The sequence below is a fragment of the Azonexus sp. genome (assembly GCF_041909095.1).
Taxonomy (GTDB): Bacteria; Pseudomonadota; Gammaproteobacteria; order Burkholderiales; family Rhodocyclaceae; genus Azonexus.
On the sequence record NZ_JAYREB010000001.1, the window covers coordinates 1,075,408 to 1,101,935 of the forward strand.

Consider the following 26,528-nt stretch of genomic DNA (forward strand, 5'->3'; position numbering starts at 1 on the left):
AAAGCGAACGGCGCTGCAAACCGGCGGGAAACAGGGTTTGCGAGCGCCGTTGATCGTTGCCGAGCCTGGCCTTCGGGAAAAGGTCGCAGCGCTCCTCGGCAGGAGGCGAAGTGTACCGGCTGGCGGGCCGCCTGCCAAGCCAAGTCACTGATTCTTCGCTTATGATGTCCGACTGATTGCATTTTCCGGCCCGGGCATGACCGAAAACCAGAACCCCGAACAACAGGCACGCGACCGTATCGACGCGCAACTGCGCGCCGCCGGCTGGGTCGTGCAGGCGAAGAACAAGGTCAATTTCGGTGCTGCCAGCGGGGTTGCTGTACGCGAATGGCAGACCGACGTCGGCCCCGCTGACTACGTGCTATTCATCGACAAGCAGGCGGTGGGCGTCATCGAAGCCAAGCGCGAGGAAGAAGGCCAGCGCCTGACCGCGCACGAGAGCCAGACCGAAGGCTACGCCGCCGCCAAGCTGAAATGGGTCAATAACCACGAGCCGCTGCCCTTCCTCTACGAAGCGACCGGCCTCATCACCCGCTTTACCGACGGCCGCGACCCCAAGCCACGTTCGCGCGAAATCTTCAGCTTTCACCGCCCGGAAACCCTGCGTGATTGGCTGGGCACTACTGAAAAACCGGGACGCAGCCTGCGCGCCCGCCTCGCCGAACTGCCGCCGCTCAACCCGGAACACCTGCCCGCCGCCCAGCTCCGCCTGCGCGACTGCCAGGAAACGGCGATCACCAATCTCGAACAATCCTTCCGCGAAGCGCGGCCACGCGCGCTGATCCAGATGGCCACCGGGGCCGGCAAGACCTACACCGCCATCACCAGCATTTACCGGCTGCTCAAGCACGCCGACGCCAAGCGCGTGCTCTTCCTGGTCGATACCAAGAACCTCGGCGAGCAGGCCGAGCAGGAAATGATGGCCTACGTGCCCATCGACGATAACCGCAAATTCACCGAGCTTTACAGCGTCCAGCGTCTGAAAAGCAGCTTCGTCGACAAGGGCGCCGACGTCTGCATCTCGACCATTCAGCGCCTCTACTCGCTGTTGCAGGATAAGGAATTGCCGGAGGATGCCGAAGAAATCAACCCGGCCGAACTGGTGCAGCCGAAAGCCCCGCCGCCCGTCGCCTACAACGCCAAAATCCCGCCCGAGTTCTTCGATTTCATCTTCATCGACGAATGCCACCGCAGCATCTACAACCTCTGGCAGCAGGTGCTCGACTACTTCGACGCCAGCCTGATCGGCCTCACCGCCACGCCCGACAATCGCACCTACGGCTTTTTCAGGAAGAACGTCGTCAGCGACTACAGCCATGAAAAAGCCGTCGCCGATGGCGTCAACGTCGGCAACGAGATTTACCTGATCGACACCCAGGTCACCCAGCAAGGCGGCGTCATCGCCGCGCAGCAGCAGGTCGAAAAGCGCGAACGCCTGACGCGCAAAAAGCGTTGGGAGCAGCAGGACGAAGACGCCGCCTACACCGCCAAACAACTCGACCGCGACATCGTTAATCCGGACCAGATCCGCACCGTCATCCACAACTTCCGCAAATACCTGCCGGCCATCTTCCCCGGCCGTGAGGAAGTGCCCAAAACGCTGATCTTCGCCAAAACCGACAGCCACGCCGACGACATCATCCAGACCGTGCGCGAGGAATTCGGCGAAGGCAACGCCTTCTGCAAGAAAGTCACCTACCGCGCCGCACAGGACAAAAAGCTCGCCGACGGCAGCGTGCAGCCAGGCGAAGACCCCAAATCCATCCTCGCCCAGTTCCGCAACGAATACCACCCGCGCATCGCCGTCACCGTCGACATGATCGCCACCGGCACCGACGTCAAACCGCTCGAATGCCTGCTCTTCATGCGCGACGTCAAAAGCCGCAACTACTTTGAGCAGATGAAAGGTCGGGGGACTCGAACCCTCGACCTCGACGCCCTGCGCAAGGTCACCCCCAGCGCCAAAACCGCCAAGACCCACTACGTCATCGTCGACGCCATCGGCGTCACCAAATCGCTCAAGACCGCCAGCCAGCCGCTGATCACTAAGCCCGGCGTGCCGCTGAAAGACCTCGCGATGGGCATCCTGATGGGCGCCAGCGACACCGACAGCGTCTCCTCGCTGGCCGGCCGGCTGGCGCGCCTGAACAAGCAACTCGACGCCGACGACCAGCGCCGCCTGCGCGAAGCGGCCGGCGGCGTTGAACTCAGCCACCTGGTCAGCCAACTGTTCAACGCCATCGACGCCGACCTCATCGAAGCCCGCGCCCTTGAACTGGCCGGACTACCCATCGGCAACGACCCCGGCGATACGGCGCGCGAGCAGGCCCAGCAACAACTGGTCGGCGAGGCGGCGGCGCTGCTGAACGGCGAATTCATCGAACTGATCGATACCATTCGCCGCGAAAAAGAACAGACCATCGACCACGACACCCTGGATAGCGTCATCTACGCCGGCTGGAGCCAGGACAGCGCCGCCCAGGCTGAGGCATTGACCCACGAATTCGCCGACTGGCTAGCGGCAAACCGAGATGAAATCGAAGCGCTGACCATCTACTTCGCCCAACCCTGGCGGCGGCGCGAAGTCACGCTGAAACTCGTTCGCCAGGTACTCGACAAGCTCAAGGCCGACAAACCCAAACTCGCCCCGCTGCGCGTCTGGCAAGCCTACGGCCAGTTGGACAGCTACAATGGCGCCCCGCCGGAACAGGAACTGACCGCGCTGGTCGCCCTGATCCGCCGCGTCTGCGGGCTGGACGAAAAGATCACCCCGTTCGCCGACACCGTGCGCAAGAACTTCCAGACCTGGATCATGCAGCACCACGCCGGCACCACCGAAAAATTCAACGAAGCACAGATGAACTGGCTACGCATGCTCCGCGACCATATTTGCCACTCTTTCCACGTCGACCGCAGCGATCTGGACTACAGCCCCTTCGACGCCCAGGGCGGGCTGGGGAAAATGTGGCAACTGTTCGGCGAAGGCATGGACCCGTTGCTGGATGAGTTGAATGAGGCGTTGGTAGCGTGATGGGGGAACGTGATTTGCCTTCAGGCTGGGCGCACGCTACCGTTGGTGACCTCGCGGATTACATCAATGGCCGTGCTTTCAAGCCAGAGGAATGGAAGACATCAGGTAAGCCGATTGTCAGAATTCAGAACCTGAATGACCCAACCGCTAAATTCAACTTTTCGCCGGTTGAACACGAAGAAAAATACCTTCTGAAAAACGGTGACCTGCTATTTGCTTGGTCTGCTTCACTGGGCGCACATATCTGGAATGGTGGTGAGGCTTGGCTGAATCAGCACATTTTTAACGTTGTTCCCCGCGACTGTACTACCCAAAAATTTCTGTTTTATTTGTTGAAGAAAATTACGGCTGATCTTTATGCGAAAGCGCATGGCTCAGGAATGGTGCATGTTACCAAGGGGAAATTTGAGTCGACTGAGGTCGCCTTCCCTCCGCTTGCCGAACAACACCGCATCGTCGCCAAAATCGAGGAACTGTTCTCCGAACTCGATCAGGGCGTGGCCAGCCTGAAAACCGCCCGCGAACAGCTCAAGGTCTATCGCCAGTCGCTGCTCAAAAATGCCTTCGAAGGCAAGCTCACCGCCGCCTGGCGCGCCGCCCACGCCGACCAGCTCGAAACCGCCGCCGCCCTGCAACAACGCATCGCCCGCGAACGCCAGGCCCGCTACCAGCAACAACTCGCCGACTGGCAAACCACCGGCCAACCAGGCCCCAAACCCAAACCCCCCAAGCCCCTGCCGCCGCTCACCACCGAAGAACTCGCCGAGCTGCCGGAATTGCCGGCGGGGTGGGGGTGGGTTCGTTTTGGACAATTGTTCAATGTGTTCGTTGGCTCTACGCCAAGCAGAAAACGGAATGATTTTTGGGGTGGCGAAATTCCGTGGGTAAGTAGTGGGGAGGTTGCCTTTTGCCGAATTAGGGGCACGAAAGAGAAAATCTCAGCAGAAGGTTTTGCAAATGCCTCGACGGAGTTACATCCTCCCGGAACGGTCATGTTGGCAATGATTGGCGAGGGAAAGACGCGAGGGCAGGCTGCGATTCTTGACGTGGCTGCAGCCCATAACCAGAACACAGCGGCAATTCGTGTTTCGGAGGCAGGCTGTTCAGCAGAGTTTGTATATCAATACCTTGTCTATCAGTACGAAATCACAAGGAAAATTGGTTCGGGGAATAACCAAAAGGCGCTAAACAAAGAGCGTGTTTCTGAGTTGTTATTGCCATTGTGCGGTCTTGATGAAATGGCAGAAGTTGTCTCCAAAATCGACGAAAAACTTTCCGAAGCCGACCAACTCGACCAAACTCTCGCCACCGCGCTGCAACAGGCCGACGCGCTGCGCCAGTCCATCCTGAAAAAGGCGTTCTGCGGTCAACTGGTCGCCCAGGACAAAAACGACGAATCCGCCACCGCCCTGCTCGAACGCATCCGCGCCGCGAAGTCGGGGCAGAGCAAAGGCAAGCCTCGGCGGATTGCGCCCGATCAGCCGGAGATCCTGGAACTGAAGGCATCGCCCGGCCAGGTCATTCCCTTCCCGGTCCCCTTGCCGGGTATCGCCGCCAAGGATTTGCAGGCGGGGATTGTGGCGATGGCTTATCGCTTGCATGAGTCGCACCCGGAAAAACTGGAACACTTCGGCCACGTCAAGGCAGAGAAAATCTGCCACCTGGTCGAGGCGCATCTGGGCCTCGATCTGGAACGCCAGCCGCTCAAGGAAGCGGCCGGGCCGAACGATCATCCGCATCTGAAAAGGGTTGAGCATCGCGCCCGCCTTGCCAACTGGTTCGAGGTGACCCGTCTGGATAGCGGCAAGTATGTGTTTCATCCCAAGCCGGGGTTTTCCCGGTTGCTGGACAAGACCCGTCGAGTGCTCGGGGCACGGCTTGGCGAAGTCGAGCGCCTGCTTGAGCTGATGTTGCCGATGACCATGCGTCAGGCAGAGATTCTGGCAACCGTCTATGCGGCCTGGAACAATCTGCTGCTCCTGGGTAAGTCGCCGAACGACGAGGAAATCGTCACGGAAGCGCGGGAGAACTGGCACGAGTCGAAATTGAAGATCGAGCGGGACAAGTTTTTTACCGCGCTGGCGTGGATGCGCGGAAAAGGCCTGGTTCCCTCCGGGCGGGGGCGTTTCGTTAAAGCGAAAGGTGAGGTATGAACGTGTTGAAAATGGGCAGCAAGCCGCTGACCAATTGTTGAGGACTCCACCGTGCGCCCGATTCCCTCCTCCGAATCCCTGACCTGCGAATTCAAGAGCGACCGCAAGTGCCTGCCGGATCGCGATCTGATCGAGGCCGTGGTGTGCATGGCGAATGGCGAGGGTGGGGAAATCTATCTGGGTGTCGAGGACGATGGCCGGGTGACCGGCTTGCACCAGGATCATCGCTTTCTCGATGGCCTGGCGGCACTGATTGCCAACCGGACGCAACCGATGTTGCGCGTCAGCGTCGAACGGCTTGAGGTGAATGGTCTTGCCGTGGCCCGTATCTCGGTGCCGAAGTGCGGCCAGCCGGTGGCGACGAGCGATGGTTTGCTGAAGCGTCGGCGTTTGCAGGCCAACGGGCAGCCGGAGTGCGTGCCTTATCTGCCGCATGAGTTTGCCAGCCGGCAGGCGAGTTTCGGGCTGCTTGATGTCAGTGCGCAGGCCGTGGCCGGGGCCTTGGCGAGCGATCTTGATCCGATTGAGCGGGCGCGGCTGCGCCAGTTCATCGAGCGTTTCAATGGTGACCGGGCCTTGCTGGAACTTGACGATGCGCAACTTGATGCGGCGCTCGGGCTGACGGTGCGCACGCCGGCCGGTTATCTGCCTTCGCTGACCGGGCTGCTGTTGATCGGCAACGAGGCTTCGCTGCGGGCGCTGGTGCCGACGCATGAAATCGCCTTCCAGATTCTCGAAGGCGAAGAGGTGCGTTTCAACGAGTTCAGCCGGGCGCCGTTGCTGCGCGCCTTCGAATGGGTGGAAACCCTGTTCAAGCCGCTCAATACGGAGCGGGAGTTCCAGTCCGGCTTGTTCCGCGTACCGGTGCCACGCCTCGATCAGCGCGCCTTCCGCGAGGCTATCGCCAATGCCATCACGCACCGCGATTACGCGCTGCGCGGGGCGGTGCATGTGCGGCTTTCCGGCGAGTCGCTGACAATCAGCAACCCCGGCGGATTTGTCGAAGGGGTGACGCTGAACAACCTGCTGGTGACCGAGCCGCGCCCACGCAACCCGGTGCTGGCCGATGCCTTGAAGCGCATCGGGCTGGTTGAGCGAACCGGGCGCGGGGTCGATCTGATCTATCGTGGCTTGCTGCGTTATGGCCGGCATGTGCCGGATTTCAGCTTGTCCGATAGCCATTCCGTGGTGTTGTCCTTGAGCCTTGCCGCGGCCGATGAGGCTTTTCTGAAGGTGATTCTTGAGGAAGAGGCACGGGGCCATAAGGAGTTGCCGGTCGATAGCCTGATCGTTCTGGCGGCGCTGCGTGAGCAGCGGCGGGCAAGCAGTGAACAGTTGGCCGCCTTTGTCCAGAAAGAGCCGGCCCGTATCACCGGCACGATCGAGGCGCTGGTCGAAGCAGGGCTGCTGCAAGCCCATGGTGCAGGGCGCGGCAGGACGTACACCTTGTCGCCCACACTTTACGGTTTGCTCGGGGAGCAGACCGAATATATCCAGCAGGTCGGATTTGACCGCTTGCAGCAGGAGCAACTGATCCTCGGCTTCATTGCCCAGAACGGAAGCATTGCCCGCAAGGATGTGATGCGCCTGTGTCGTTTGACAACGAGCCAGGCGTATAAATTAACGAAACAGCTATGCGAAGATGGAATTCTTGAAAAACAAGGGTTTAGAAAGGATTCGAGCTATCGGAAACGGTAGTTTACGCGCCGAGGCGCATAAATTTACGCGCTTAACTTCCGTATTCGGAAGTGGGCAAGGCTCAGGAAAGAGATTGAAACACCCATGAACGCAACCGCATCCATCGTCTCCCGTGTCTGGAGCTTCTGTACCACGCTGCGCGACGACGGCGTCGGCTATGGCGACTACCTCGAACAGCTGACTTACCTGATTTTCCTGAAAATGGCCGACGAGTACAGCCGGCCGCCCTACAACCGCAAGATCGGCATACCCGAAAACCTTGGCTGGAGCAGCCTCAAGGCGGTGCGCGGGGCGGCGCTGGAGGTGCATTACGTTACCGTACTGCGCGAGCTGGGCAACAAGCCGGGGCTGCTCGGGCAGATTTTCACCAAGGCGCAGAACAAGATTCAGGACCCGGCCAAGCTGTCGCGCCTGATCGATATGGTCGATGAAACCAACTGGGTGACGCTGGGTGCCGACGTCAAGGGCGACATCTACGAGGGCTTGCTGGAGCGCAACGCCGAGGATACGAAGTCGGGCGCCGGGCAGTATTTCACGCCGCGCCCCTTGATCCGGGCGATGGTCGAGTGTGTGCGGCCATTGCCGGGCAAGACGATTGCCGACCCGGCCTGCGGCACGGGCGGTTTCTTCCTTGCTGCCTACGATTTCCTGGTCGACACCTATCCGGGCATGGACCGCGAGCAGCGGGCTTTTTTGAAGCACGACACCTTCTTCGGCAACGAGATCGTCGCCGGCACGCGCCGGCTGGCGCTGATGAACATGTTCCTGCACAACATCGGCGAGATCGACGGCGACAGCCCGATTTCGCCGAACGATGCGCTGATCGCGCCGCCGCCGGAGAGCTACGACTACGTGCTGGCCAACCCGCCTTTCGGCAAGAAGAGCAGCATGGTGTTCACCAACGAGGACGGCGAGCTGGACCGCGACGACCTGACCTACAGCCGTCAGGGTTTCTGGGCGACGACCTCGAACAAGCAGCTCAATTTCGTGCAGCACATCCGCAGCCTGTTGAAGACGACCGGCCGCGCCGCCGTGGTGGTGCCGGACAACGTGCTGTTCGAGGGCGGAGCGGGCGAAACGGTGCGCCGCAAGTTGCTGGAAACCACCGACCTGCACACCATCCTGCGCTTGCCGACGGGGATTTTCTACGCCAACGGCGTCAAGGCCAACGTGCTGTTCTTTGATAACCAGCCGGCGCGCGCCGAGCCGTGGACCAAGGAAGTCTGGGTGTACGACTACCGCACCAACATTCATCACACGCTGAAGAAGAAGCCGCTGCGCTACGAGGATTTGCAGGGTTTCGTCGCCTGCTACAGCCCCTTGAATCGTTTCGCGCGTAGCGAAACCTGGCATGAGACGAACAACCCGGAAGGCCGCTGGCGCCGCTTCAGCGTCGAGCAGATTCTTGCCCGCGACAAGACCAGCCTGGATATCTTCTGGTTGAAGGACAAGAGTCTGGCCGACCTCGACAATCTGCCGGAACCGGACGAACTGGCCGGCGAGATCATCGAGAATCTGGAAGCCGGTCTGGCCAGTTTCAGGAGCGTGGTCAGCACCCTGTCCTGAGCTTCGTCGGATCAGCCGAGCGCTTCGCTGCGAGCCCGACGGTGAACGCGGTTTCGGGGCAGCCCGGGTTCAGGCCGATCGTCAGGTCGGCTTTGTCCAGGGGTGAAGCCGAGCTGAGGCTGGTGTCGGACAAGCTGATCACCTTTTGACGTGTGGCCGGCTAAAATCCGCACTTTTCCCCCGGAATCATCGTCATGAGCTTCGCCGCCCTCGGCCTGGCCGAACCCTTGCTGCAAACCCTCGCCGGCCTTGCCTACCGGACGCCGACGCCGGTGCAGCAGCAGGCCATTCCCGCCGTGCTGGCCGGGCGCGACTTGCTGGTTGCGGCGCAGACCGGCACCGGCAAGACTGCCGCCTTCGCCTTGCCGCTGTTGCAGCGCCTGCTCGGCGAGACGACGGCGGTCGGCGCGGGCATGGTCCGCGTGCTGGTGCTGGTGCCGACGCGCGAGCTGGCCGAGCAGGTGTGCGCCAGCTTCGTCCGCTACGGCGCCGGCTTGCCGCTGAGCTGCTATGCCGCCTACGGCGGTGCTGAACTGGGGCCGCAGATGAAGCGCCTGGGCAGCGGCGTCGATGTGCTGGTGGCGACGCCGGGCCGTCTGGTCGATCTGTTCACCAAGGGGGCGGTGCGCTTCCGCGAACTGCGCGCCCTTGTCCTCGACGAGGCCGACCGCATGCTCGACCTCGGTTTTGCCAACGATCTCGACATCCTGTTCCAGGCGCTGCCGCGGCAGCGCCAGACCCTGCTGTTCTCCGCCACCTTCGCCGCCAACGTTGGCGAGCTGGCCGGTCGCCGCCTGCAGAAGCCGCTGCGTATCGAGGCGACGCCGCGCAACACGGCGGCGAAGACGGTCAAGCAGTGGGTCGTCCCGGTCGACAAGAAGCGCAAGACCGAGCTCTTCCTGTTCATGCGCCGCGACCGCGGCTGGCGTCAGGTGCTGGTTTTCGTCAAGACGAAGAAGGGCTGCGACGAACTGCTCGCCCGCCTGCAGGCGAAGCAGATTGCCGCCGACACGATCCACGGCGACCGGCCGCAGGCGTCGCGCCAGCAGGCGCTCGAGGCCTTTCGTGCGGGTGCCGTGGAAGTGCTGGTGGCGACCGATGTGGCGGCGCGCGGCATCGACATCGACGGTCTGCCGCAGGTGGTCAATTTCGATCTGCCGCTGCAGGCCGAGGACTATGTGCACCGGATTGGCCGTACCGGCCGCGCCGGTCAGGCGGGGGAGGCGATCTCCTTCGTCGCCGCCGACGAGGCGCCGCTACTGGCGGCGATCGAGGCGCTGCTCCGCAAACCCCTGTCGCGCGACGAGGAGCCGGGTTTCGAACCGTGCCACCACGTGCCGCCGACGGCGCCGGGATCGCCGGCCAAGGCGCGGCCGGTAGCAGCCCGGCCGGGGGCGCCAGCGCGTGCCCCGCGCAGCAACTGGGTCGATGAATTCGCCGGCGGGCGCAAGGCGCGCTCGGCGCCCCGCAAGCCGGGCAATCGTGGTCGTTGAGCAGCAGCTCAGGGGGCCGGGTGCGCTGCCCGGACGAAGAATTGTCGTGCCAGAATGCCCCTTTGCTTACCACTGACGATCCGCCATGTCCCGTTTCCTCTTCCTTGACGCCAGCACGCGCGAGCCCGGCTGCACCGGCAATAGCGAAACTCTGGCCCGCCACGCCGCGCGCAGCCTGCCGGCCGCTGCCGAGCAGCTCTGGTTCAGACTGGCCGACCTGAATCTGCCGCCCTTCGTCGACCTGCGCCATACCGCCGGCAGCTATCCCCTGCCGGAAGGCAATCTGAAAACCCTGCTCGACGAAACCCTGGCCGCCACCGACCTCGTCTTCGTCTCGCCGGTTTACTGGTTCTCGGTGCCGTCGCCGCTGAAGACCTATCTTGACCACTGGAGCGCCTGGCTGCGCGTGCCCGGCGTCGATTTCAAGGAGGCGATGGCCGGCAAGCGCTTGTGGGTGATCGCCACCAGCGGCAACCGCGACAAGGCGCAGCCGATGTTCGACAGCTACCGGCTGTGCGCCGAATTCCTTGCCATGGATTTCCGGCCGCCGCTGTGGGGCAAGGGCGGGGCACCGGGGGCGGTGCTCGCCGATGGCGAGGCGCTGGCTGCAGCCCGGGGCTTCTTCGCCGCATGATCGCCGGTTCAGCCGTTCGCCGCGCCGTGTCAGTATTGGCGAAGCTGGCCCTCACACTGCTTGCCGGCAGCTTTGCCGCCGGCCTGTTCGCTCGGCCATGGCAGGCGCGGAGGCAGCGATGGATCGCCGCTTGATCACCGGCGTTGTCCTGGCCGGCGGCCTCGGCCGACGCATGGGCGGCGTCGACAAGGGCCTGCAGGAACTGGACGGGCGGCCGCTGGTGGCGCATGTAATCGAACGCCTGGCGCCGCAGGTCGGCAGCCTGCTCATCAATGCCAACCGCAACGCCGAGCGTTACGCCGCTTTCGGCCATCCGGTCGTCGCCGATGCCATCGATGGCTTCGCCGGGCCGCTGGCCGGGCTGCACGCGGCGCTGGCGGCGGCGACGACGCCCTATGTGGCGACCGCGCCCTGCGATTCGCCCTTCTTGCCGGACGATCTGGTTTCCCGGCTGTTTGCGGCCTTGACTGCAAACGCCGCGCAGATTGCCGTCGCCCGTAGCGGCGACCAGTTGCATCCGGTGTTTTGCCTGTGTCGGCGCGAACTGCTGCCGTCGCTGGCGGCCTGGCTGCAGGCCGGCGAGCGCCGCTTCGGCGGGTGGACGGCGACGCTGGCCGCGGTCGAAGTCGCTTTCGACGACCAGCCGGCGGCCTTCGAGAACATCAACACGTGCCAGGAACTGGCACGTTTCGCCAGCCGCTAGCGGTTTTTCGCTTCGATGCGCTGGCCGGCCTTGCGCAGCGTGCCGTCGTCAAGGTCGAAGTGCGCCGAGAAATAGGTCTCCTCAGTCGGGATGTCGCCGGCGATGTGCCATTCCCAGACCTCTTCGCCGAGATTACGGAACACCTCGCGGCGCGCCGGCTGGCCGAGCCGGCGCTGGACTTCCGATTGCCGCATGCCCGGGGTGATGCGTGCCAGGTTTTCCGGGGTCAGCACTTGTTCCATTTCGGCGACGATGTCGCGGCCGTCAAAGCTGATCATGTAGCAGTGGATGCCGGCTGGCTGGCGGCTGTATTCCCAGGTCACCGTGCCGTCGTCGTTGCGGTGGATGAAACCGGGTTCGCCCATGCGGCTGCGCACTTCGGCCTGGGTCGTGATGCCCGGCTTGATTTCGGGCAGGTTGACCGCATCGCAGGCCGGCAGCAGCACGGCGGCAAGGGCGGAGAAGATGGTGGCGATCCAGCGAGGCAGTTGCATTGGAATTTCCTCTCGGGTGAAGCCGCTCAGTTTACGCAAACTGGCGCCGGGCTCTCATAATAAGGCTCCTGATCAATTACCTTTCCGTCCATGCAGCATCTCGATCCCCGCGCCGCCCATCTTTTCCTGCAACAGACGCCGGAGGCGGTCCTGGTCGACTGCCGGACCGAGATCGAGCACATGTACGTCGGCCACCCGGTCGGCGCCGAACATGTCGCCTGGCAGGACGGCCCGGATTGGGAAATCGATCCGGATTTCGCGGCCAAGGTGAAACGTCTGCTCAAGGGCGAGCTGGCCCGGCCGGTGCTGCTCATCTGCCGCAGCGGTGTGCGTTCGCTGGCCGCTGGCGAGGCGCTCGAGGCGGCGGGCTTCACGCAGGTGATCAATGTTCTGGAAGGCTTCGAGGGACCGCTCGACGAGGATTTCCACCGCGGCACCCTCGGTGGCTGGCGTTATCGCGGCCTACCCTGGCAACAGTCTTAGCCGTCGGTGGGCGAGGGCAGCCAGGCCGCCGACAGCGAGCAGACCGGCCATGCCGAGCGCCAGGTGCAGCGTCGAACTCCACAGGGCTGGCGCAATCAAGGCTGCAGCGACGCCGTTGAAACCGGACTGGAAGAAGGTCTGGCAGGAGGCTGCCAGACCGCGCTGCGCCGGGAAGGGGTCGAGTGCGAACAGGGTCAGATTGGGCATCGCCAGCGACATGCCGAGGGTGTAGACGAAGAGCGGTGCGACGCTCCACGGCAGGCCGGGCGGCAGGCTCAGGTTGAGCGCCAGGTTGAGGCTGGCGGCAATGCCCATCACCGCGTAGCCGACGGCGATCGTGCGGCCCGGGGCAAGGCGGCCGGCGAGCCGTCCGGAGCACCACGAACCGCTCATCAGGCCAAGCATCGCCGGGCCGAACAGCCAGAGGAAGGCGGTTTCCGGCAGGCCGAGGTGACGCATCAGGAACACCGGCGACGACAGCACGTAAATGAAGAAACCGCCGAAATTGAGCGCCAGTGCGGCGCAGGCGAAGAGGAAGCGGGGCGAACTGAAGACCTTGCGGTAGGTGCTCGCCAGGTAGCCCGGGCGCAGGGACTGGCGCTTTGCGGGCGGCAGGGTTTCCGGCAGCAGGTAGAGGCAGGCGATCCACAAGGCGACGGTCGCCAGGCTCAGGAAGGCAAAAACCGAACGCCAGCCGAAGGCGCTCTGCAGCCAGCCGCCGATCACCGGCGCGATGGCCGGCGCCAGCGCGAACATCATCGTGATCTGCGCCATCAGGCGCTGGGCGTCGGCGCCGTCGTAGAGATCGCGGACGATGGCGCGGCTGATGACGATGCCGGCGCCCGCAGTGACGCCCTGGATGCCGCGCCAGAACCAGAGTTGACCGATGCCGCTGGCGAGCATGCAGCCGAGCGAGGCGATGCCGAACAGCGCAAGCGCGGTGAGGATCACCCGGCGGCGCCCGAAGCGGTCGGCGATCGCCCCGTGCCACAGGGTCATCGCGGCAAAGGAGAAGAGATAGGCGGACAGCGTCTGCTGCACCTCGATCTGCGTCGCGCCCAGGCGCTGGGCGATTTCCGGGAAGGAAGGCAGATAGGTGTCGATCGAGAACGGACCGAGCGCGGACAGGCAGGCAAGCAGCAGCGCGATGCCGCGGGTGCTGCGGGAACGGTGGGGCATGGAATCAGTCGGCGGCGAAGCGGCGGTACTGGATCGCTTCGGCAATATGGGGGGCCGTGATGATATCGCTTTCCGCCAGGTCGGCGATGCTGCGCGCCACGCGCAGCACGCGGTGCCAGGCGCGCGCCGACAGCCCGAGGCGCTTGGCCGCCTGCTGCAACAGGTTGCGGCCGGCAGTGTCCGGCTGGCAATGCGTATCGACGCCGGCGCTGTCGAGGCGGGCGTTGGCATCGCCCTGGCGCTGCTGTTGGCGAGCCCAGGCGCGGTCGACCCGCTGCCGCACCGCCGCCGAGCTTTCGCCGCTGGCCGTGCCGGTCAGCGCTTCGCCGGGCAGCGCCGGGACTTCGATGATCAGGTCGATGCGGTCGAGCAGGGGGCCGGACAATTTTCCCCGGTAACGGGTGACTTGCTCGGGCGTACATTGGCAGCGGGCGTCGCCGTGGTAGCCGCAGGGGCAGGGGTTCATCGCCGCCACCAACTGGAAACGGGCCGGAAATTCGGCCTGGCGGGCGGCGCGGGCGATGTGGATGCGCCCGGTTTCGAGCGGCTCGCGCAGGGTTTCGAGGACTTTACGGTCGAATTCGACAATTTCGTCGAGAAACAGCACGCCGTGGTGGGCCAGGCTGATTTCACCGGGGCGCGGCGGATTGCCGCCGCCGACCAGCGCCGCCGCCGACGCGGTATGGTGCGGGCTGCGGAAACTTCGTTGGCGATAGCGCTCGGCGCGGAACTGGCCGACCAGCGAAAGCACGGCCGCCGACGCCCGCGCCTCGGTGTCGCTCAACGGCGGCAGCAGGCCGGGCAGGCGGGCGGCGAGCATCGATTTGCCGGCGCCGGGCGGGCCGATCATCAGCAGCGAATGGCGCCCGGCAGCGGCGACTTCGAGTGCCCGTCGCGCCTGCGCCTGGCCACGGACGTCGGCGAGATCGGCCAGGGCATCGTCGGCCTCAGGCGTGGCTGGCGCCGGGGGCGCCAGCGCACTCTGTCCGGCGAGATGGGCGCAGACGGCGAGCAGCGAAGACGCAGCGAGGATGTCGCCTTGCCCGGTCAGTGCCGCTTCGCCGGCGCTGAGCGTGGGTAGGACGAAGGTTTTGCCGTCGCCCGCCGCCTGCAGGGCCATCGCCAGCGCGCCGCGTACCGGGCGCAGTTCGCCGGACAGTGAGAGTTCGCCGGCAAATTCGTGGCCGTTCAGGCTGGCTGCCGGAATCTGCCCGCTGGCGGCGAGGATGCCGAGGGCGATGGGCAGGTCGAAACGGCCGGATTCCTTGGGCAGGTCGGCCGGCGCCAGGTTCACGGTGATGCGGCGGGCCGGGTATTCGAAACCGGAATTGACGATGGCAGCGCGAACCCGGTCGCGTGCCTCGCGCACTTCGGTATCGGGCAGGCCGACCAGGGTCAGCCCGGGCAGGCCGTTGGCCAGGTGCACCTCGACCGTGACCGGCGGCGCATCGAGGCCGTCGAGTCCCCGGCTGAGGGCGACGGCCAGTGCCATCGACTTATTGCGGGTGGTCGGTGCGCGCCTTTTCCAGCGTCTCGACGCGGGCTTCCAGCGCCTGCAGGCGCTCGCGGGTGCGGGCCAGCAGTTGCGCCTGGATGTCGAATTCCTCGCGGGTGACCAGATCGAGTTTGCCGAACAGGCCGCCGAGCAGCGCCTTGGCATTCTTCTCGATGTCCTTGGCCGGCGAATTGGCGAGCAGGGCACTCATCTTGTTGCCGAAATCTTCCAGGATCTTGGGGTCGAGCATGGTTTTCCTCCGTGGCCGGCGAGTTTAGCACAGCGGTATTTCCAGCGTTTTACCCCGTCGCTCGTCACTGGTGCGTAACGGACTGTAACTGCACCGCCTTGGTGCTCCGCTTCGCTGTGCATTCCTGGTGCGGCGCAGCAAGTCGATGAAAAAACAGGGAAATGTGATGTTGGCACGGGTCGTGCATTGCTGGTTGCACAAAACGTTTTCCTTTTTTCAATTTTCCTTTACAGGAGAGACACCATGAAGAAGTCCCTGATCGCACTGGCTATCGCTGGCGCCGTTGCCGCTCCGGCCATCGCCGAAGACAGTCCGCACACCTTGTCGGCCAACGTCGGGCTGGCAACCGATTACATCTTCCGCGGCATCAGCCAGACCGATCACAAGCCGGCCATTCAGGGCGGCTTCGACTACAGCCATGCCAGCGGCCTCTACGCCGGTACCTGGGCGTCCAATGTCTCATGGGTCGATAACGGCATCAAGGATGACAACAGCATGGAGTGGGATTTCTATGCTGGTTATCGCGGCAGCTTTGCCGGTGATTTCACCTACGACGTTGGCGGTCTGTATTACTTCTACCCCGGAAAGCAGAAGGAAGAAGCGCCTGGCGCTCTTCCCCAGATTGAATCTCCGAATTCTTTCGAACTGTATGCTTCCATCGGCTGGAAGTTTCTGACCCTGAAGTACTCGCATGCCCTTTCCGAAAACCTTTTCGCCTGGCAGGGTTACGACAAGACGACGGGTTGGAACAGAAAGGACACCAAGGGCAGCGGTTATCTGGATCTGACTGCCAGCTACCCGATTGCCGAAGGCTGGACCATCATCGGTCACGTTGGGCACCAGAAGATCAAGAACAATAGCTCGGCCTCCTATACCGACTGGAAGCTCGGTGTCACCAAGGATGTCGGCTTCGGTGTCGTTGGCCTGAGCTATACCGATACCAACGCTCGTGGCTGTGGCGATTCCCATGCCATGTATTGCTGGGGCAATCGCGCCAATGTCGACGTGGGCAAGGGGCGTGCCGTCCTCTCCTTCACCAAGTCCTTCTGATTCATCAGTCCTCTCCCCGCCGTTGCACGGGCCCGGGCGGCGGGGAGAGCCAAAAAGTTTCAACCAGTTAGGGGAACACTCATGAAATTCGTTACTGCCATCATCAAGCCGTTCAAGCTTGACGAAGTGCGTGAGGCGCTGTCCGCCATTGGCGTGCAGGGCATCACGGTAACCGAGGTCAAGGGTTTCGGCCGCCAGAAAGGTCATACCGAGCTGTATCGCGGGGCCGAGTACGTCGTCGATTTCCTGCCCAAGGTAAAGCTGGAAGCTGCCGTCAAGGCCGACCAGATCGACCAGGTCATCGAAGCCATCGAGAAGTCCGCCAGCACCGGCAAGATCGGTGACGGCAAGATCTTCGTCTTCGATCTTGAACAAGTCGTCCGTATCCGCACCGGCGAGACCGGCGCCGATGCCCTGTAAGGAGTCGTGACATGAAACGAATTTTTGCAATGCTGGCCCTGCTGGGCGCGGTGACCTTCGGGGCACCGGCCTGGGCCGAAGAAAAGGCGGCCGATGCCGCACCCGTGGCGGCTGCCGTCGTCGAAGCACCGGCTGCTGCTGCCGCTCCCGCCGCCGAAGCTGCTGCCCCGGCGGAAGCGCCGGCCGCTGCCGCACCGGTGCCCAACAAGGGCGACAACGCCTGGATCATGGTCTGCGCGGCTTTCGTGATCCTGATGTCGCTGCCCGGCCTGGCGCTCTTCTACGGTGGCCTGGTGCGTTCGAAGAACATGCTGTCGGTACTGATGCAGGTCTTCGTCGTCTTCTCGCTGATCTCCGTGCTCTGGGTGGTCTATGGCTACTCGCTGGCCTTTACCGAGGGCAACGCCTTCTTCGGCACACTCGACAAGCTCTTCCTCAACGGGATCACGATGGAATCCGTCGGGGCGACCTTCAGCAAGGGTGTGGTGATTTCGGAGCTGATCTTCGTGATCTTCCAGGGCGCGTTTGCTGCCATCACCTGCGGCCTGATCGTCGGCTCCTTTGCCGAACGTGCCAAGTTCTCGGCGATCCTGGTTTTCATGGTCATCTGGTTCACCCTGTCCTACGTCCCGATGGCGCACATGGTCTGGTACTGGGCCGGTCCGGATGCCTATACCGATGCCGCTGCGGCTGAAGCAGCCGGTGCCACCGCTGGCTTCCTGTTCCAGAAGGGCGCCCTCGACTTCGCCGGTGGTACCGTCGTCCATATCAACGCCGCGATCGCCGGTCTGGTTGGTGCCTACATGATCGGCAAGCGTACCGGTCTGGGTTCGGTGGCCATGGCTCCGCACTCGCTGACCTTCACGATGATCGGTGCTTCGCTGCTGTGGTTCGGCTGGTTCGGTTTCAACGCCGGTTCGGCGCTCGAAGCTTCCGGCGGTTCCGCCCTGGCGATGGTCAACACCTGGGTTGCCACCTCCTGCGCGACGCTGTCCTGGATGTTCGCCGAGTGGATCTTCAAGGGCAAGCCGTCGATGCTGGGTGCTGCTTCCGGCGCCGTTGCCGGCCTGGTGGCGATCACCCCGGCTGCCGGCTTCGTCGGTGTCATGGGCGCCATCGTCATCGGCCTGCTCGCCGGCATCGTCTGCCTGTGGGGCGTCAATGGCCTGAAGCGCCTGCTCGGCGCCGACGACTCGCTCGACGTCTTCGGCGTCCATGGCGTCGGCGGCATCCTCGGCGCGATCCTGACCGGTGTCTTCGCCGATCCGGCGCTGGGCGGTACCGGTGTCTATGACTACGTTGCGAATGCGGTTGGCAGCTACGACATGGTTGCTCAAGTGACGGCCCAGGCCTGGGGCGTGGCGACCGTGATCGTCTGGTCCGGTGTCGTCTCCCTGGTGGCCTACAAGCTGGTCGATATCGCGATCGGTCTGCGGGTGCCGGAAGACGAAGAGCGTGAAGGTCTCGACCTCACCTCGCACGGCGAAAGCGCCTACCACCACTAAGCAGATTCGTAGTCTCTCTCCCTTCACGGGCACCCTTGGGTGCCCGCTTTTTTTGCTATGCTCACCCCATGCGCATAGTCCAGTTATCCGATCTGCATCTGCGGCCCGATCCCCTGTTCGGGGAAATCGATCCGTGGGCGGCGCTGGCCATGGCGCTGACCCGGGTGGCCGGCCTGCAGGCCGATTTGCTGCTGATCAGCGGCGATCTTGCCGAAGCCGGTGATGTCGCCACCTACACCCGGCTGGCGTCGACGCTGGCCGGCCTGGCCTTGCCGCTGGCGCTGGTGCCCGGCAATCACGATCAGCGCAGCGCGATGTTCGCGGCCTTTCCCGGACATTGGGAAAATCCGGAAATGCTCTGCCGGCGTTTCGATCTCGGGCCGCTGACCTTGCTCCTGCTCGACAGTCAGGTGCCGGGCCAGCCCTGGGGCGAAATCGGCGAGGCGCAACTGCGCTGGCTCGACGCCAATTACCCGGAGCGTCGGCGCAGTGTGGTGATCCTGCACCATCCGCCATTCGCGGTGGGCATTGCCGGCATGGACGAGATCGGCTGCCGGGACGGCAAGGCGCTGGCGTCCTGGCTGTTGCGACGGCCACTGGTTGAGGCCGTCTGGTGTGGCCATGTGCATCGTCCGGTGTTTACCGGTTTCGCCGGAAAAATGGCGGCGACGGCGCCTTCCACCGTACACCAGATTGCCTTGCAGGACGGAGCGCTGGCCTGGACACCGGAAGCGCCGGGGCTGCTGGTTCATGACCTGTTGCCGGGAGTGCCCTTGCGCAGTCACTACCTGCCGCTGGAAGCGGCGCCTGTCGTTCCCTACTGAAAGGTCAGCGGATCAGCGGCAGCAGGGCACGGAAGTCGTCGGTGCCGGCGCGATGCAGCCATTCGAACAAGACCATCTCGGTGCTGACGATGTGCACGCCAGCGCTGCGCAGGCGGTCGATGGCCAGCTGGCGGTTCTCTGGCGTACGCGACGACGCGGCGTCGGCGACGAGAAACACAGAAAAGCCTTCGCCGAGCAGACCAAGCGCCGTTTGCAGCACGCAGACATGGGTTTCCGAGCCGGTCAGGATGACCTGTCGACGCCCCCCGGCGCACAAGAGCTCGCTGACACCCGGTTCGGCGGTGCACGAGAAGTGAATTTTCTCGAAAAAACGGGCGTCGACCGCAGCGTCGCGGATCGCCGCAACGCTGGGGCCAAGCCCCTTGACGTACTGTTCGGAGACGAAGGCCGGCACCTGGAGCAGGCGCGCCGCTTCGAGCAGGCGCACCGAATTGGCGGTCACCGTGTCGGTATCGTGGATCGCCGGCGCCAGCCTTTCCTGGATGTCGACGACGAGGAGCAGCGAATCGGTGCGGGAGATCAGCATCAGCGGAAGACCACCGTCTTGTTGCCGTGCACCAGCACCCGGTCTTCCAGGTGGTAGCGCAGGCCGCGTGCGAGCACGGTCTTCTCGATGTCCTTGCCGTAGCGGACCATGTCGTCGGGCGAATCGGAATGGTCGATACGGATCACGTCCTGTTCGATGATCGGGCCGGCGTCGAGTTCGCTGGTCACGTAGTGGCAGGTTGCGCCGATCAGCTTGACGCCGCGCTGGTAGGCCTGATGGTAGGGCTTGGCGCCGACGAAGCTGGGCAGGAAGCTGTGGTGGATGTTGATGATGCGGCCGCTCAGCGCGTCGCACAGTTCGGGCGACAGGATCTGCATGTAGCGGGCGAGAACCATGGTGTCGGCCCGGACGTCGTCGAAAATGCGCTGGATTTCGGCGTAGGCGGCGGCCTTGTTGTCGGCATTGACCGGTACGTGGATGAAAGGAATGCCGTGCCACTCGACGAAACCCTTGAAGGTGTCGTGGTTGGAAATGACGCAGGGAATCTCGATGTCCAGTTCCTTCGACTGCCAGCGGGCCAGCAGGTCGTAGAGGCAGTGCTCCTGCTTGGAGACCAGCACGACGACCCGTTTCTTCACTGCACTATCGTTGATCCGCCAGTCCATCGCCAGCGGTTCGCCGACTTCGCGGCGGAAGCGTTCGCGGAACTCGGCGAGCAGGAAAGGCAGCGAATCGGCCTTGATCTCGATGCGCATGAAATAGCGACCGGTCAGGTCGTCCGCGTGGAAGCTCGATTCGAGAATCCAGCCGCCGTGCTCGGCGATGAAGCCGGAAACGCGGGCGATGATCCCGACCTGGTCGGGGCAGGAGGCGGAGAGGGTGTAGAACCGGTCGCGATGCATGGTATCGATGCGGCTTTCAAAAGCTGCGCCAAGCCCCCTCGGGGGGCGGCGAACATAGTGAGCGGGGGTGGTGCAATGCGCCTAAGGCTGGCGCCAATGGCCGTCAGGCCTTGGCAAAAGCCTTGTCGATTTCCGAGCGCAGTGCGTCGTAGTCGCGCACCACCGGGAACTGCGGGAATTCGCGGATGACGTTTTCCGGCGGGTGGAACAGGATGCCGCCGTGGGCTTCGCCGAGCATCGCCGTGTCGTTGTACGAATCGCCGGCAGCGACGATGGTGAAGTTCAGTTCCTTGAAGCGCTTGACCGCTTCCTGTTTCTGGTTCGGCATGCGCAGGTGGTAGTTGACCAGCATGCCGTCGGCGTCGGCTTCCAGCGAATGGCAGAACAGCGTCGGCCAGCCCAGCTGGCGCATCAGCGGGTGGGCGAATTCGTAGAAGGTGTCGGACAGGATGATCACCTGATAGTCCTCGCGTAGCTGGTCGAGGAAAGCGCGGGCGCCTTGCATCGGGCCCATTTCGGCGATCACCTTCTGGATGTCCGGCAGGCCGAGCTTCTTTTCGCGCAGGATGTTCAGCCGATAGGTCATCAGCGTGTCGTAGTTCGGCTCGTCGCGCGTCGTCCGCTTCAGTTCGGGGATGCCGGTGCGCTCGGCGAATTCGATCCAGATTTCCGGAACCAGGACCCCTTCGAGGTCAAGACAGACGATTTTCACGGTCAACTCCCTGAGACGGCCAAAAAAGCGCGATTTTACCTGAATGGGCGGGATTGACGTTGAACTTGCAGCGCTACGGGGAAAGACCGAAAAGATCGAACAGGTCGTTGGGTTTCATGTCAACGGCAAATTTTTCTGGCTTCTTCTTCCGTCCGGACTTCGATGCCATTGCAGAAATAGTAGGGCAGCGCACACCGCAGGTACTTGCGCCCAATTTGCTTCACTACGGATTTTTTGTCGATGATTTCCGGGGTGTTTCCGATCATCGCCATTTCACATTCTGGGCCTCTCTTGGCAATGATCTCCCTGCAATGTTGCGGAGACGTATTATTTCGTTCTTCCGCGTGATCGCATTGTTTCAGGGCGATTTCTTGCCAGAGCTTGAAGAGGGCTGATCGGGGAATCGGTTTCTTATCCACAGTCGATAGCGCGTAGTCACTATCACTGGCTATTCCGGTTGCGGCGTGGAGTGCGCCAAGCAGCAGTGCGAGCTGGAAGGCCTTGTGCGTGTTGAGTTTGCTTCGATGGCTCATGATAGGCAGAGCAGCGGCTGAAAGTGAAATTGCCGAGAATTATGCCATCGTCTTTCGTGGCCCGTCTGGAATAAGCGGGCGCTTGTTCAATCCACCGCCGGCAGCGCATCGAGCGCTTCGTGCAGCTCCAGCCAGCGCAGTTCGGCGGTGTCGATGGCGTCGCCAAGTTCGCCGGCGCGGCGGTGCATTTCTTCGCTTTTCTGGCGGTCGACCGTGGCGTAGAAATCGGGGTCGGCGAACTGGCCGTCGAGCGCGGCTTTCTCTTCCTGCCATTTGGCCAGGTTGCGGTCGATCTGCTCGATTTCCTTAGTCAGCTTGCGCCGTTCGGCGAGGAGTGCCTGGCGGTTGGCTTTGGCGTCGGCACGTTGCTGCAGACGTTCGGCTTTTTCGGCCTGGGCGTCGGCGGCCGGTGCCTTGTCGGCGCTGCGCTGGGCGGCCAGCCAGGCGGCGTAGTCGTCGAGGTCGCCGTCGAAGGGCGTGGCGGCGCCGTTGTCGACCAGCCACAGTTCATCGGTACAGCTACGCAGCAGGTGGCGGTCGTGCGAGACGACGACCATGCCGCCTTCGTAATCCTGCAGCGCGAAGGCGAGCGCTTCGCGCATTTCGAGGTCGAGGTGGTTGGTCGGCTCGTCGAGGAGCAGCAGGTTGGGCCGGGTGCGGATGAGCAGGGCGAGCGCCAGGCGCGATTTTTCACCGCCAGAGAAGGGGCCGACCGGGCGGCTGGCCATTTCGCCACGGAAATCGAAGCCGCCCAGGTAGTCGCGCAGTTCCTGTTCCGGCGTCAGTGGTTCGAGCTTTTGCAGGTGCCAGAGCGGGGTTTCTTCGGGGCGCAGTTGTTCCAGTTGGTGCTGCGCGAAGTAGCCGATGTTGAGCGCCTTGGCTTCCTTGCGCTCGCCGCCCTGTTGGGCAATGCTGCCAGCGAGCAGCTTGATCAGCGTCGATTTGCCGGCGCCGTTGCGCCCCAGCAGGCCGATCCGGCAGCCGGGGCGCAGCGTCAGCGTGAGGTTTTCCAGAATTTTGCGCTCGGCGTAGCCGGCAGCGGCGTTTTCGATGAGCAGCAGCGGGTCGGGCAGGCTTTCCGGCTGCCGGAAGCTGAACTGGAACGGCGAATCGGCGTGTGCGGCGGCGATGATTTCCATCCGTTCGAGCATCTTGACCCGGCTCTGCGCCTGGCGCGCCTTGGTTGCCTTGGCCTTGAAGCGTTCGACGAAGCGGCTCAAGCGGGCGATTTCCCGCTGCTGCGCTTCGTAGGCCGATTGCTGCTGGGCCAGGCGGGCGGCGCGGGCGCGCTCGTAGTCGGAGTAGCCGCCGCTGGTCAGCGTCATCCGCTGCTGGTCGATGGCGACGATCTGGCCGACGACGGCGTCGAGGAAATCGCGGTCGTGCGAGATCAGCAGCAAAGTGGCCGGCGTGCTCTTCAGCCACTGTTCGAGCCAGAGCACGGCGTCGAGGTCGAGGTGGTTGGTCGGTTCGTCGAGCAGCAGCAGGTCGGAACGGCAGGAGAGGGCGCGGGCGAGGTTCAGCCGGACCCGCCAGCCGCCGGAAAAATCGGCCACCGGACGGGCGAAGTCGGCGTCGGTGAAGCCCAGGCCATGCAGCACCTCGGCGGCGCGGGCCTTGGCCGAATAGCCGTCGATGTCGGCGTAGCGCGCGTGCAGGCGGCCAATCGCCTCGCCGTCGCCGGCTGCTTCGGCGGCCGCCAGTTCGCGCTCGACGCGGCGCAGTTCGACGTCGCCGTCGAGCACGAATTCCAGCGCCGGGGTCGGCAGGGCCGGGGTTTCCTGGGCGACGCGGGCGATCTGCCAGACGGCGGGAATGTCGCAGTCGCCCTGTTCGGCGTGCAGTTCGCCAGCAAGCAGGGCGAACAGGCTGGATTTGCCGCAACCGTTGGCGCCGACCACGCCGACCTTCCAGCCGGGGTGGATCTGCAGGCTGGCGTCGACGACCAGCGGGCGGCCGGCACGGGCGAAAGTGAGTTGGCGCAGGGAAATCATGGCGGGGCGAATTATAGCGGCGGGCTGCTAAAATTCCTGCATGGCCGGCCGGGTTTGTCCCGAAATGCCGCCGTTTCCCGGGTCCATGGCATGAAATATCGATACTTTGCAGCCCTTGCTGTCTTCCTGCTGCCTGGTCGCATCGCGCTGGCCGACGAAGCTGATTGGGACGCCCGCCTGCAGCGGGCCGCCGCGCTCAAAACCGAGGCCGCGCAGCGGCAGCGTGCGGCCGACGCTGAGTTCGAGCGGCGCCGCCTCGTCTGCCAGGCAAAATTCCTGGTCAACGACTGTATCAACGAGGCGCGTGACGAACAGCTTGGGGTTCGTCAGGCAAGCCGGGCGCAGGAGCGCGAAGCCGACGAGATGGAGCGCCAGGTCAAGCGCGAGCAACTTGCTGCGCGCCAGGCACAGGCCACCGCCGATGCCGAAGAAAAAGCGCGTAACTTGGCGCAGCGCGAACAGGAGATTGCCGCCCGCGACCAGGCGGACGCCGCACGGCGCGACGAAATCGTCGCCCGCAAGGCGCGCCAGGCCGAGGCCGGCGCCCGGCGCAGCGCCGAACGCGAGGCGGCACACCGGCGCAAGGTCGAGGCGCACGCCCGCAAGCTGGCCGAGGCCGAAGCCAGGGCGGCAGCCCGGGCTGCCAGACAATAGGCCGGGGAGGGGTGGGGCGATGATGCGCAGGATAGTCATCGACCAGCTCCGGCCCGGCATGTACGTTGTCGATCTGCACAAACCCTGGCTGGAGCACGGCCTCTGGCTGACCCGCTTTCCAGTTCGCGATTGGGCGCAGATCCGCCGCCTGATCGACGCCGGCTTTGCCGAGATCAGCATCGATACCCGGCGCGGGCGCGACATTGACCTGCCCGTTACCCGCCTGCCGGCTGCGCCGCCGCCGCTTCCCCTGCGCCAGGTGGTGCGGCCGCCGGCGACGGTGTCGCTCGGCGAGGAGCGGCGGCGGGCTGGCCGCCTGCTCGGCGATGCCTGCCGCCAGCTCGACGAACTGGCACGCGCGGCGCGGGCCGGCGAACGGGTCGATGCGCTGGCGCTGGAAGCCGTGGTCGGTAAATTGATCGAGTCGGTTGCCCGCAACCCGGACGCGCTGGTGCCGCTGGCCCGGATCAAGCGTCCGGAGACCTACGACGCTGGCCACGCAGTCGCCACCGCCGCGCTGACCGTCGCCCTGGCGCGCCAGCAGCAGGTCGCTGCCCCCGAACTGGAGAAGATGGCGCTCGGCGCGCTGCTCAAGGACATCGGCCTGGCGGCCATCGACGAAGGCCTGGTGAGCAAGCAGGGGCAACTGTCGCAGGCCGAATATGCGATCGTCCAGAGCCACGTCGAGGAAGGCCTGGCGGTGCTGGAAGCGACGGTCAGCCTGCCCGAGACCACCGTTGCGGTGATCCTCGAACACCACGAACGCTATAACGGTGGCGGCTACCCCTACTGCATGGCCGGCGACGACATCACGCTGGCCGGCCGCATCGCCGCCGTCGTCGATGCCTACGACGCGATGACCTCGGACCGCCCCTACCGTGCCGCCCTGGCGCCGACCGCCGCGCTGCGCCAGCTTTACGAGCAGGGCGGGGTGCAGTTCGACCCCGCGCTGGTTGCCGGCCTCGTCCATGCGCTCGGCGTCTATCCGGTCGGCACCCTGGTGTTGCTGGAAAGCGGCCACCTGGCGGTGGTCGAGCAGGGAACGCCGGGCGATCCGCTGCGCCCGGTGGTCAATGTCATCTACCATGCGGGGCGCCGGCAATACGTCGAGCCGGTGCGCGCCGACCTGTCGCGCAAGATCGGCAACCATTACGGGCGCATCCTGCGCGCCGAAAGTTTCGAACGCTGGGGACTCAGTCCCCTGCGCTGGCAACCTGCCTGATCAGCTTGCGGATCGGCGTCGGCACGCCGGCGGCGGCAGCTTCGGCCAGCGGCAGCCAGGCGGCACCCGGTTCGTTGGCCGAGCTCGGTGCGGAGACGCGGCAGAGCAGCGGTTTCAGGGTTAGCCGGAAATGCGTGAAAGCGTGCTTGAGCGGCGGCAGTTCTCGCTGTTCGCTGGCGACCAGGCCGCGTGCAGTCAGGATTGCCGCCGGCTCGCCCTGCGGCGGCACCAGCAGACCACCCCACAGCCCGTGCGGCGGCCGTCGTTCGAGCAGCAGGCGGTCGTCGGCCAGGATCAGCACGAACACCGCCTCGCGCTCAGGCAGCGGCGGCCGCGGCTTCGCCTCAGGCAGGCTGCGCTGACGGTTCTCGCGGCGGGCGACGCAGCTTTCGGCAAAGGGACAGGCCGGGCAATTGGGCAGGCCGCGCGTGCACAGCGTCGCCCCCAGATCCATCAGGCCCTGGGTGTAGGCGCCGACCTCGGTGGCCGCCGGCAGCAGGCTTTCGGCGAGTGTCCACAGACGCCGTTCGACCGCCGTCGCGCCGGGAAAACCGGCGATCCCGAACACCCGACAGAGCACCCGCTTGACGTTGCCGTCGAGGATCGCTGCCCGTTCGCCGAAGCAGAAAGCGGCGATCGCCGCTGCCGTCGACCGGCCGATGCCCGGCAACTCGGCGAGCGCAGCGGCATTCTCCGGGAAGCGTCCGCCGTATTCGGCGACGATGCGCTGCGCGCAGCGGTGCAGGTTGCGCGCCCGGGCATAGTAGCCGAGTCCGGCCCAATGCTCGATTACCTGCTCGATCGGTGCCGCCGCCAGTGCGCCGACGTCGGGAAAACTGGCCAGGAAGCGGGCGTAATACGGCAGTACCGTCGCCACCTGAGTCTGCTGCAGCATGATCTCCGACAACCAGACCCGGTAAGGGTCGTGCGTTCCCTGCCACGGCAGGTCATGGCGTCCGGCGGCCCGTTGCCAGGCGATCAGGCGTTGGGCAAAGCTTTGTTCTTGCGGCAAATTTCGTCTCGAC

25 protein-coding genes and 1 riboswitch are annotated in these 26,528 nt (G+C 64.3%); of the genes, 14 read left to right on the plus strand and 11 right to left on the minus strand.

What is annotated here, in order from left to right; translation table 11 throughout:
• Positions 1 to 34 precede the first annotated feature (34 nt).
• Positions 35 to 103: riboswitch (S-adenosyl-L-homocysteine riboswitch) on the minus strand.
• A gap of 93 nt (positions 104 to 196) precedes the next feature.
• From ACE3OV_RS05115 to ACE3OV_RS05130, 4 genes are all read left to right on the plus strand, one after another.
• Positions 197 to 3,031, plus strand: a complete 2,835-nt coding sequence (locus tag ACE3OV_RS05115; protein ID WP_374325685.1) for a DEAD/DEAH box helicase family protein — start codon at positions 197 to 199, stop codon at positions 3,029 to 3,031.
• Positions 3,031 to 5,184 carry a restriction endonuclease subunit S gene (locus ACE3OV_RS05120; protein ID WP_374326232.1) on the plus strand — a complete coding sequence of 718 codons (2,154 nt, stop codon included), beginning with the start codon at positions 3,031 to 3,033 and terminating at the stop codon, positions 5,182 to 5,184. Before ACE3OV_RS05115 ends, ACE3OV_RS05120 begins: the two co-directional genes overlap by 1 nt.
• A 51-nt stretch (positions 5,185 to 5,235) precedes the next feature.
• Positions 5,236 to 6,882: an RNA-binding domain-containing protein gene (locus ACE3OV_RS05125; protein ID WP_374325687.1), complete on the plus strand. Its 1,647-nt coding sequence runs from the start codon at positions 5,236 to 5,238 to the stop codon at positions 6,880 to 6,882.
• Positions 6,883 to 6,966: 84 nt separating this feature from the next.
• On the plus strand, positions 6,967 to 8,448 hold the full coding sequence (locus ACE3OV_RS05130) for an N-6 DNA methylase (RefSeq protein WP_374325690.1): 1,482 nt from the start codon (positions 6,967 to 6,969) through the stop codon (positions 8,446 to 8,448).
• On the opposite strand, the gene ACE3OV_RS05135 is transcribed toward ACE3OV_RS05130, so the two are convergent.
• Entirely contained in the window at positions 8,432 to 8,581 is a 150-nt protein-coding gene (locus ACE3OV_RS05135) for a hypothetical protein (protein ID WP_374325692.1), read from the minus strand. The genes ACE3OV_RS05130 and ACE3OV_RS05135 overlap by 17 nt on opposite strands.
• A gap of 61 nt (positions 8,582 to 8,642) precedes the next feature.
• Between ACE3OV_RS05135 and ACE3OV_RS05140 the strand changes: the two genes are divergently transcribed.
• From ACE3OV_RS05140 to mobA, 3 genes are all read left to right on the plus strand, one after another.
• Positions 8,643 to 9,941: a DEAD/DEAH box helicase gene (locus tag ACE3OV_RS05140; RefSeq protein ID WP_374325694.1), complete on the plus strand. Its 1,299-nt coding sequence runs from the start codon at positions 8,643 to 8,645 to the stop codon at positions 9,939 to 9,941.
• A gap of 85 nt (positions 9,942 to 10,026) precedes the next feature.
• The gene (locus ACE3OV_RS05145; RefSeq protein ID WP_374325696.1) at positions 10,027 to 10,575 is read left to right on the plus strand and encodes a flavodoxin family protein; all 549 of its coding nucleotides are present in this window, start codon (positions 10,027 to 10,029) and stop codon (positions 10,573 to 10,575) included.
• A 118-nt stretch (positions 10,576 to 10,693) separates the two neighbouring features.
• Positions 10,694 to 11,278: a molybdenum cofactor guanylyltransferase MobA gene (mobA, locus tag ACE3OV_RS05150; RefSeq protein ID WP_374325697.1), complete on the plus strand. Its 585-nt coding sequence runs from the start codon at positions 10,694 to 10,696 to the stop codon at positions 11,276 to 11,278.
• Here mobA and ACE3OV_RS05155 read toward each other — a convergent pair.
• Positions 11,275 to 11,772: a hypothetical protein gene (locus ACE3OV_RS05155; RefSeq protein WP_374325699.1), complete on the minus strand. Its 498-nt coding sequence runs from the start codon at positions 11,770 to 11,772 to the stop codon at positions 11,275 to 11,277. The genes mobA and ACE3OV_RS05155 overlap by 4 nt on opposite strands.
• Positions 11,773 to 11,862: 90 nt before the next feature.
• On the opposite strand from ACE3OV_RS05155, the gene ACE3OV_RS05160 reads away from it, so the two are divergent.
• Entirely contained in the window at positions 11,863 to 12,255 is a 393-nt protein-coding gene (locus ACE3OV_RS05160; protein ID WP_374325700.1) for a rhodanese-like domain-containing protein, read from the plus strand.
• Here ACE3OV_RS05160 and ACE3OV_RS05165 read toward each other — a convergent pair.
• The 3 genes from ACE3OV_RS05165 to ACE3OV_RS05175 are packed head-to-tail and all read right to left on the minus strand — an operon-like array spanning position 12,235 to position 15,179.
• On the minus strand, positions 12,235 to 13,434 hold the full coding sequence (locus ACE3OV_RS05165; protein ID WP_374325701.1) for a multidrug effflux MFS transporter: 1,200 nt from the start codon (positions 13,432 to 13,434) through the stop codon (positions 12,235 to 12,237). The two genes, ACE3OV_RS05160 and ACE3OV_RS05165, sit on opposite strands and share 21 nt — an antisense overlap.
• Positions 13,435 to 13,438: 4 nt before the next feature.
• Positions 13,439 to 14,926, minus strand: a complete 1,488-nt coding sequence (locus tag ACE3OV_RS05170; protein ID WP_374325703.1) for a YifB family Mg chelatase-like AAA ATPase — start codon at positions 14,924 to 14,926, stop codon at positions 13,439 to 13,441.
• Between the two features lie 4 nt (positions 14,927 to 14,930).
• The gene (locus ACE3OV_RS05175; protein ID WP_374325705.1) at positions 14,931 to 15,179 is read right to left on the minus strand and encodes an accessory factor UbiK family protein; all 249 of its coding nucleotides are present in this window, start codon (positions 15,177 to 15,179) and stop codon (positions 14,931 to 14,933) included.
• 243 nt (positions 15,180 to 15,422) lie between these two features.
• Here ACE3OV_RS05175 and ACE3OV_RS05180 point away from each other — a divergent pair, with 243 nt between their 5' ends.
• The 4 genes from ACE3OV_RS05180 to ACE3OV_RS05195 all read left to right on the plus strand — a co-directional run bounded on the left by ACE3OV_RS05180 (position 15,423) and on the right by ACE3OV_RS05195 (position 18,978).
• A complete protein-coding gene (locus ACE3OV_RS05180) occupies positions 15,423 to 16,229 on the plus strand; it encodes a TorF family putative porin (protein ID WP_374325707.1) in 807 nt (268 codons plus the stop codon).
• An 81-nt stretch (positions 16,230 to 16,310) separates the two neighbouring features.
• The gene (gene glnK, locus ACE3OV_RS05185; RefSeq protein WP_374325709.1) at positions 16,311 to 16,649 is read left to right on the plus strand and encodes a P-II family nitrogen regulator; all 339 of its coding nucleotides are present in this window, start codon (positions 16,311 to 16,313) and stop codon (positions 16,647 to 16,649) included.
• 11 nt (positions 16,650 to 16,660) lie between these two features.
• The gene (locus ACE3OV_RS05190) at positions 16,661 to 18,154 is read left to right on the plus strand and encodes an ammonium transporter (RefSeq protein WP_374325711.1); all 1,494 of its coding nucleotides are present in this window, start codon (positions 16,661 to 16,663) and stop codon (positions 18,152 to 18,154) included.
• Between the two features lie 68 nt (positions 18,155 to 18,222).
• Positions 18,223 to 18,978 (plus strand): metallophosphoesterase, encoded by a 756-nt coding sequence (locus tag ACE3OV_RS05195; protein WP_374325713.1) that lies wholly within the window; start codon positions 18,223 to 18,225, stop codon positions 18,976 to 18,978.
• Between the two features lie 4 nt (positions 18,979 to 18,982).
• Here ACE3OV_RS05195 and ACE3OV_RS05200 read toward each other — a convergent pair whose 3' ends face one another.
• From ACE3OV_RS05200 to ACE3OV_RS05220, 5 genes are all read right to left on the minus strand, one after another.
• Positions 18,983 to 19,525 carry a hydrolase gene (locus ACE3OV_RS05200; protein ID WP_374325715.1) on the minus strand — a complete coding sequence of 181 codons (543 nt, stop codon included), beginning with the start codon at positions 19,523 to 19,525 and terminating at the stop codon, positions 18,983 to 18,985.
• Positions 19,525 to 20,388, minus strand: coding sequence for a formyltetrahydrofolate deformylase (purU, locus tag ACE3OV_RS05205; RefSeq protein WP_374325716.1), 864 nt, complete (start codon positions 20,386 to 20,388; stop codon positions 19,525 to 19,527). The genes ACE3OV_RS05200 and purU overlap by 1 nt, the downstream gene beginning before the upstream one ends.
• 103 nt (positions 20,389 to 20,491) lie before the next feature.
• Positions 20,492 to 21,100, minus strand: a complete 609-nt coding sequence (gene thrH, locus ACE3OV_RS05210) for a bifunctional phosphoserine phosphatase/homoserine phosphotransferase ThrH (protein ID WP_374325717.1) — start codon at positions 21,098 to 21,100, stop codon at positions 20,492 to 20,494.
• 119 nt (positions 21,101 to 21,219) lie between these two features.
• Complete coding sequence (locus tag ACE3OV_RS05215; protein ID WP_374325719.1) at positions 21,220 to 21,633, minus strand: hypothetical protein; 414 nt, start codon at positions 21,631 to 21,633, stop codon at positions 21,220 to 21,222.
• Between the two features lie 86 nt (positions 21,634 to 21,719).
• Positions 21,720 to 23,627 carry an ATP-binding cassette domain-containing protein gene (locus tag ACE3OV_RS05220; RefSeq protein ID WP_374325721.1) on the minus strand — a complete coding sequence of 636 codons (1,908 nt, stop codon included), beginning with the start codon at positions 23,625 to 23,627 and terminating at the stop codon, positions 21,720 to 21,722.
• A gap of 90 nt (positions 23,628 to 23,717) precedes the next feature.
• Between ACE3OV_RS05220 and ACE3OV_RS05225 the strand changes: the two genes are divergently transcribed.
• Both ACE3OV_RS05225 and ACE3OV_RS05230 read left to right on the plus strand, forming a co-directional pair.
• Entirely contained in the window at positions 23,718 to 24,281 is a 564-nt protein-coding gene (locus ACE3OV_RS05225) for a hypothetical protein (protein ID WP_374325724.1), read from the plus strand.
• Between the two features lie 19 nt (positions 24,282 to 24,300).
• A complete protein-coding gene (locus ACE3OV_RS05230; protein WP_374325726.1) occupies positions 24,301 to 25,503 on the plus strand; it encodes an HD-GYP domain-containing protein in 1,203 nt (400 codons plus the stop codon).
• On the opposite strand, the gene mutY is transcribed toward ACE3OV_RS05230, so the two are convergent.
• A complete protein-coding gene (mutY, locus tag ACE3OV_RS05235) occupies positions 25,475 to 26,515 on the minus strand; it encodes an A/G-specific adenine glycosylase (RefSeq protein ID WP_374325728.1) in 1,041 nt (346 codons plus the stop codon). The two genes, ACE3OV_RS05230 and mutY, sit on opposite strands and share 29 nt — an antisense overlap.
• Between the last annotated feature and the right edge of the window lie 13 nt (positions 26,516 to 26,528).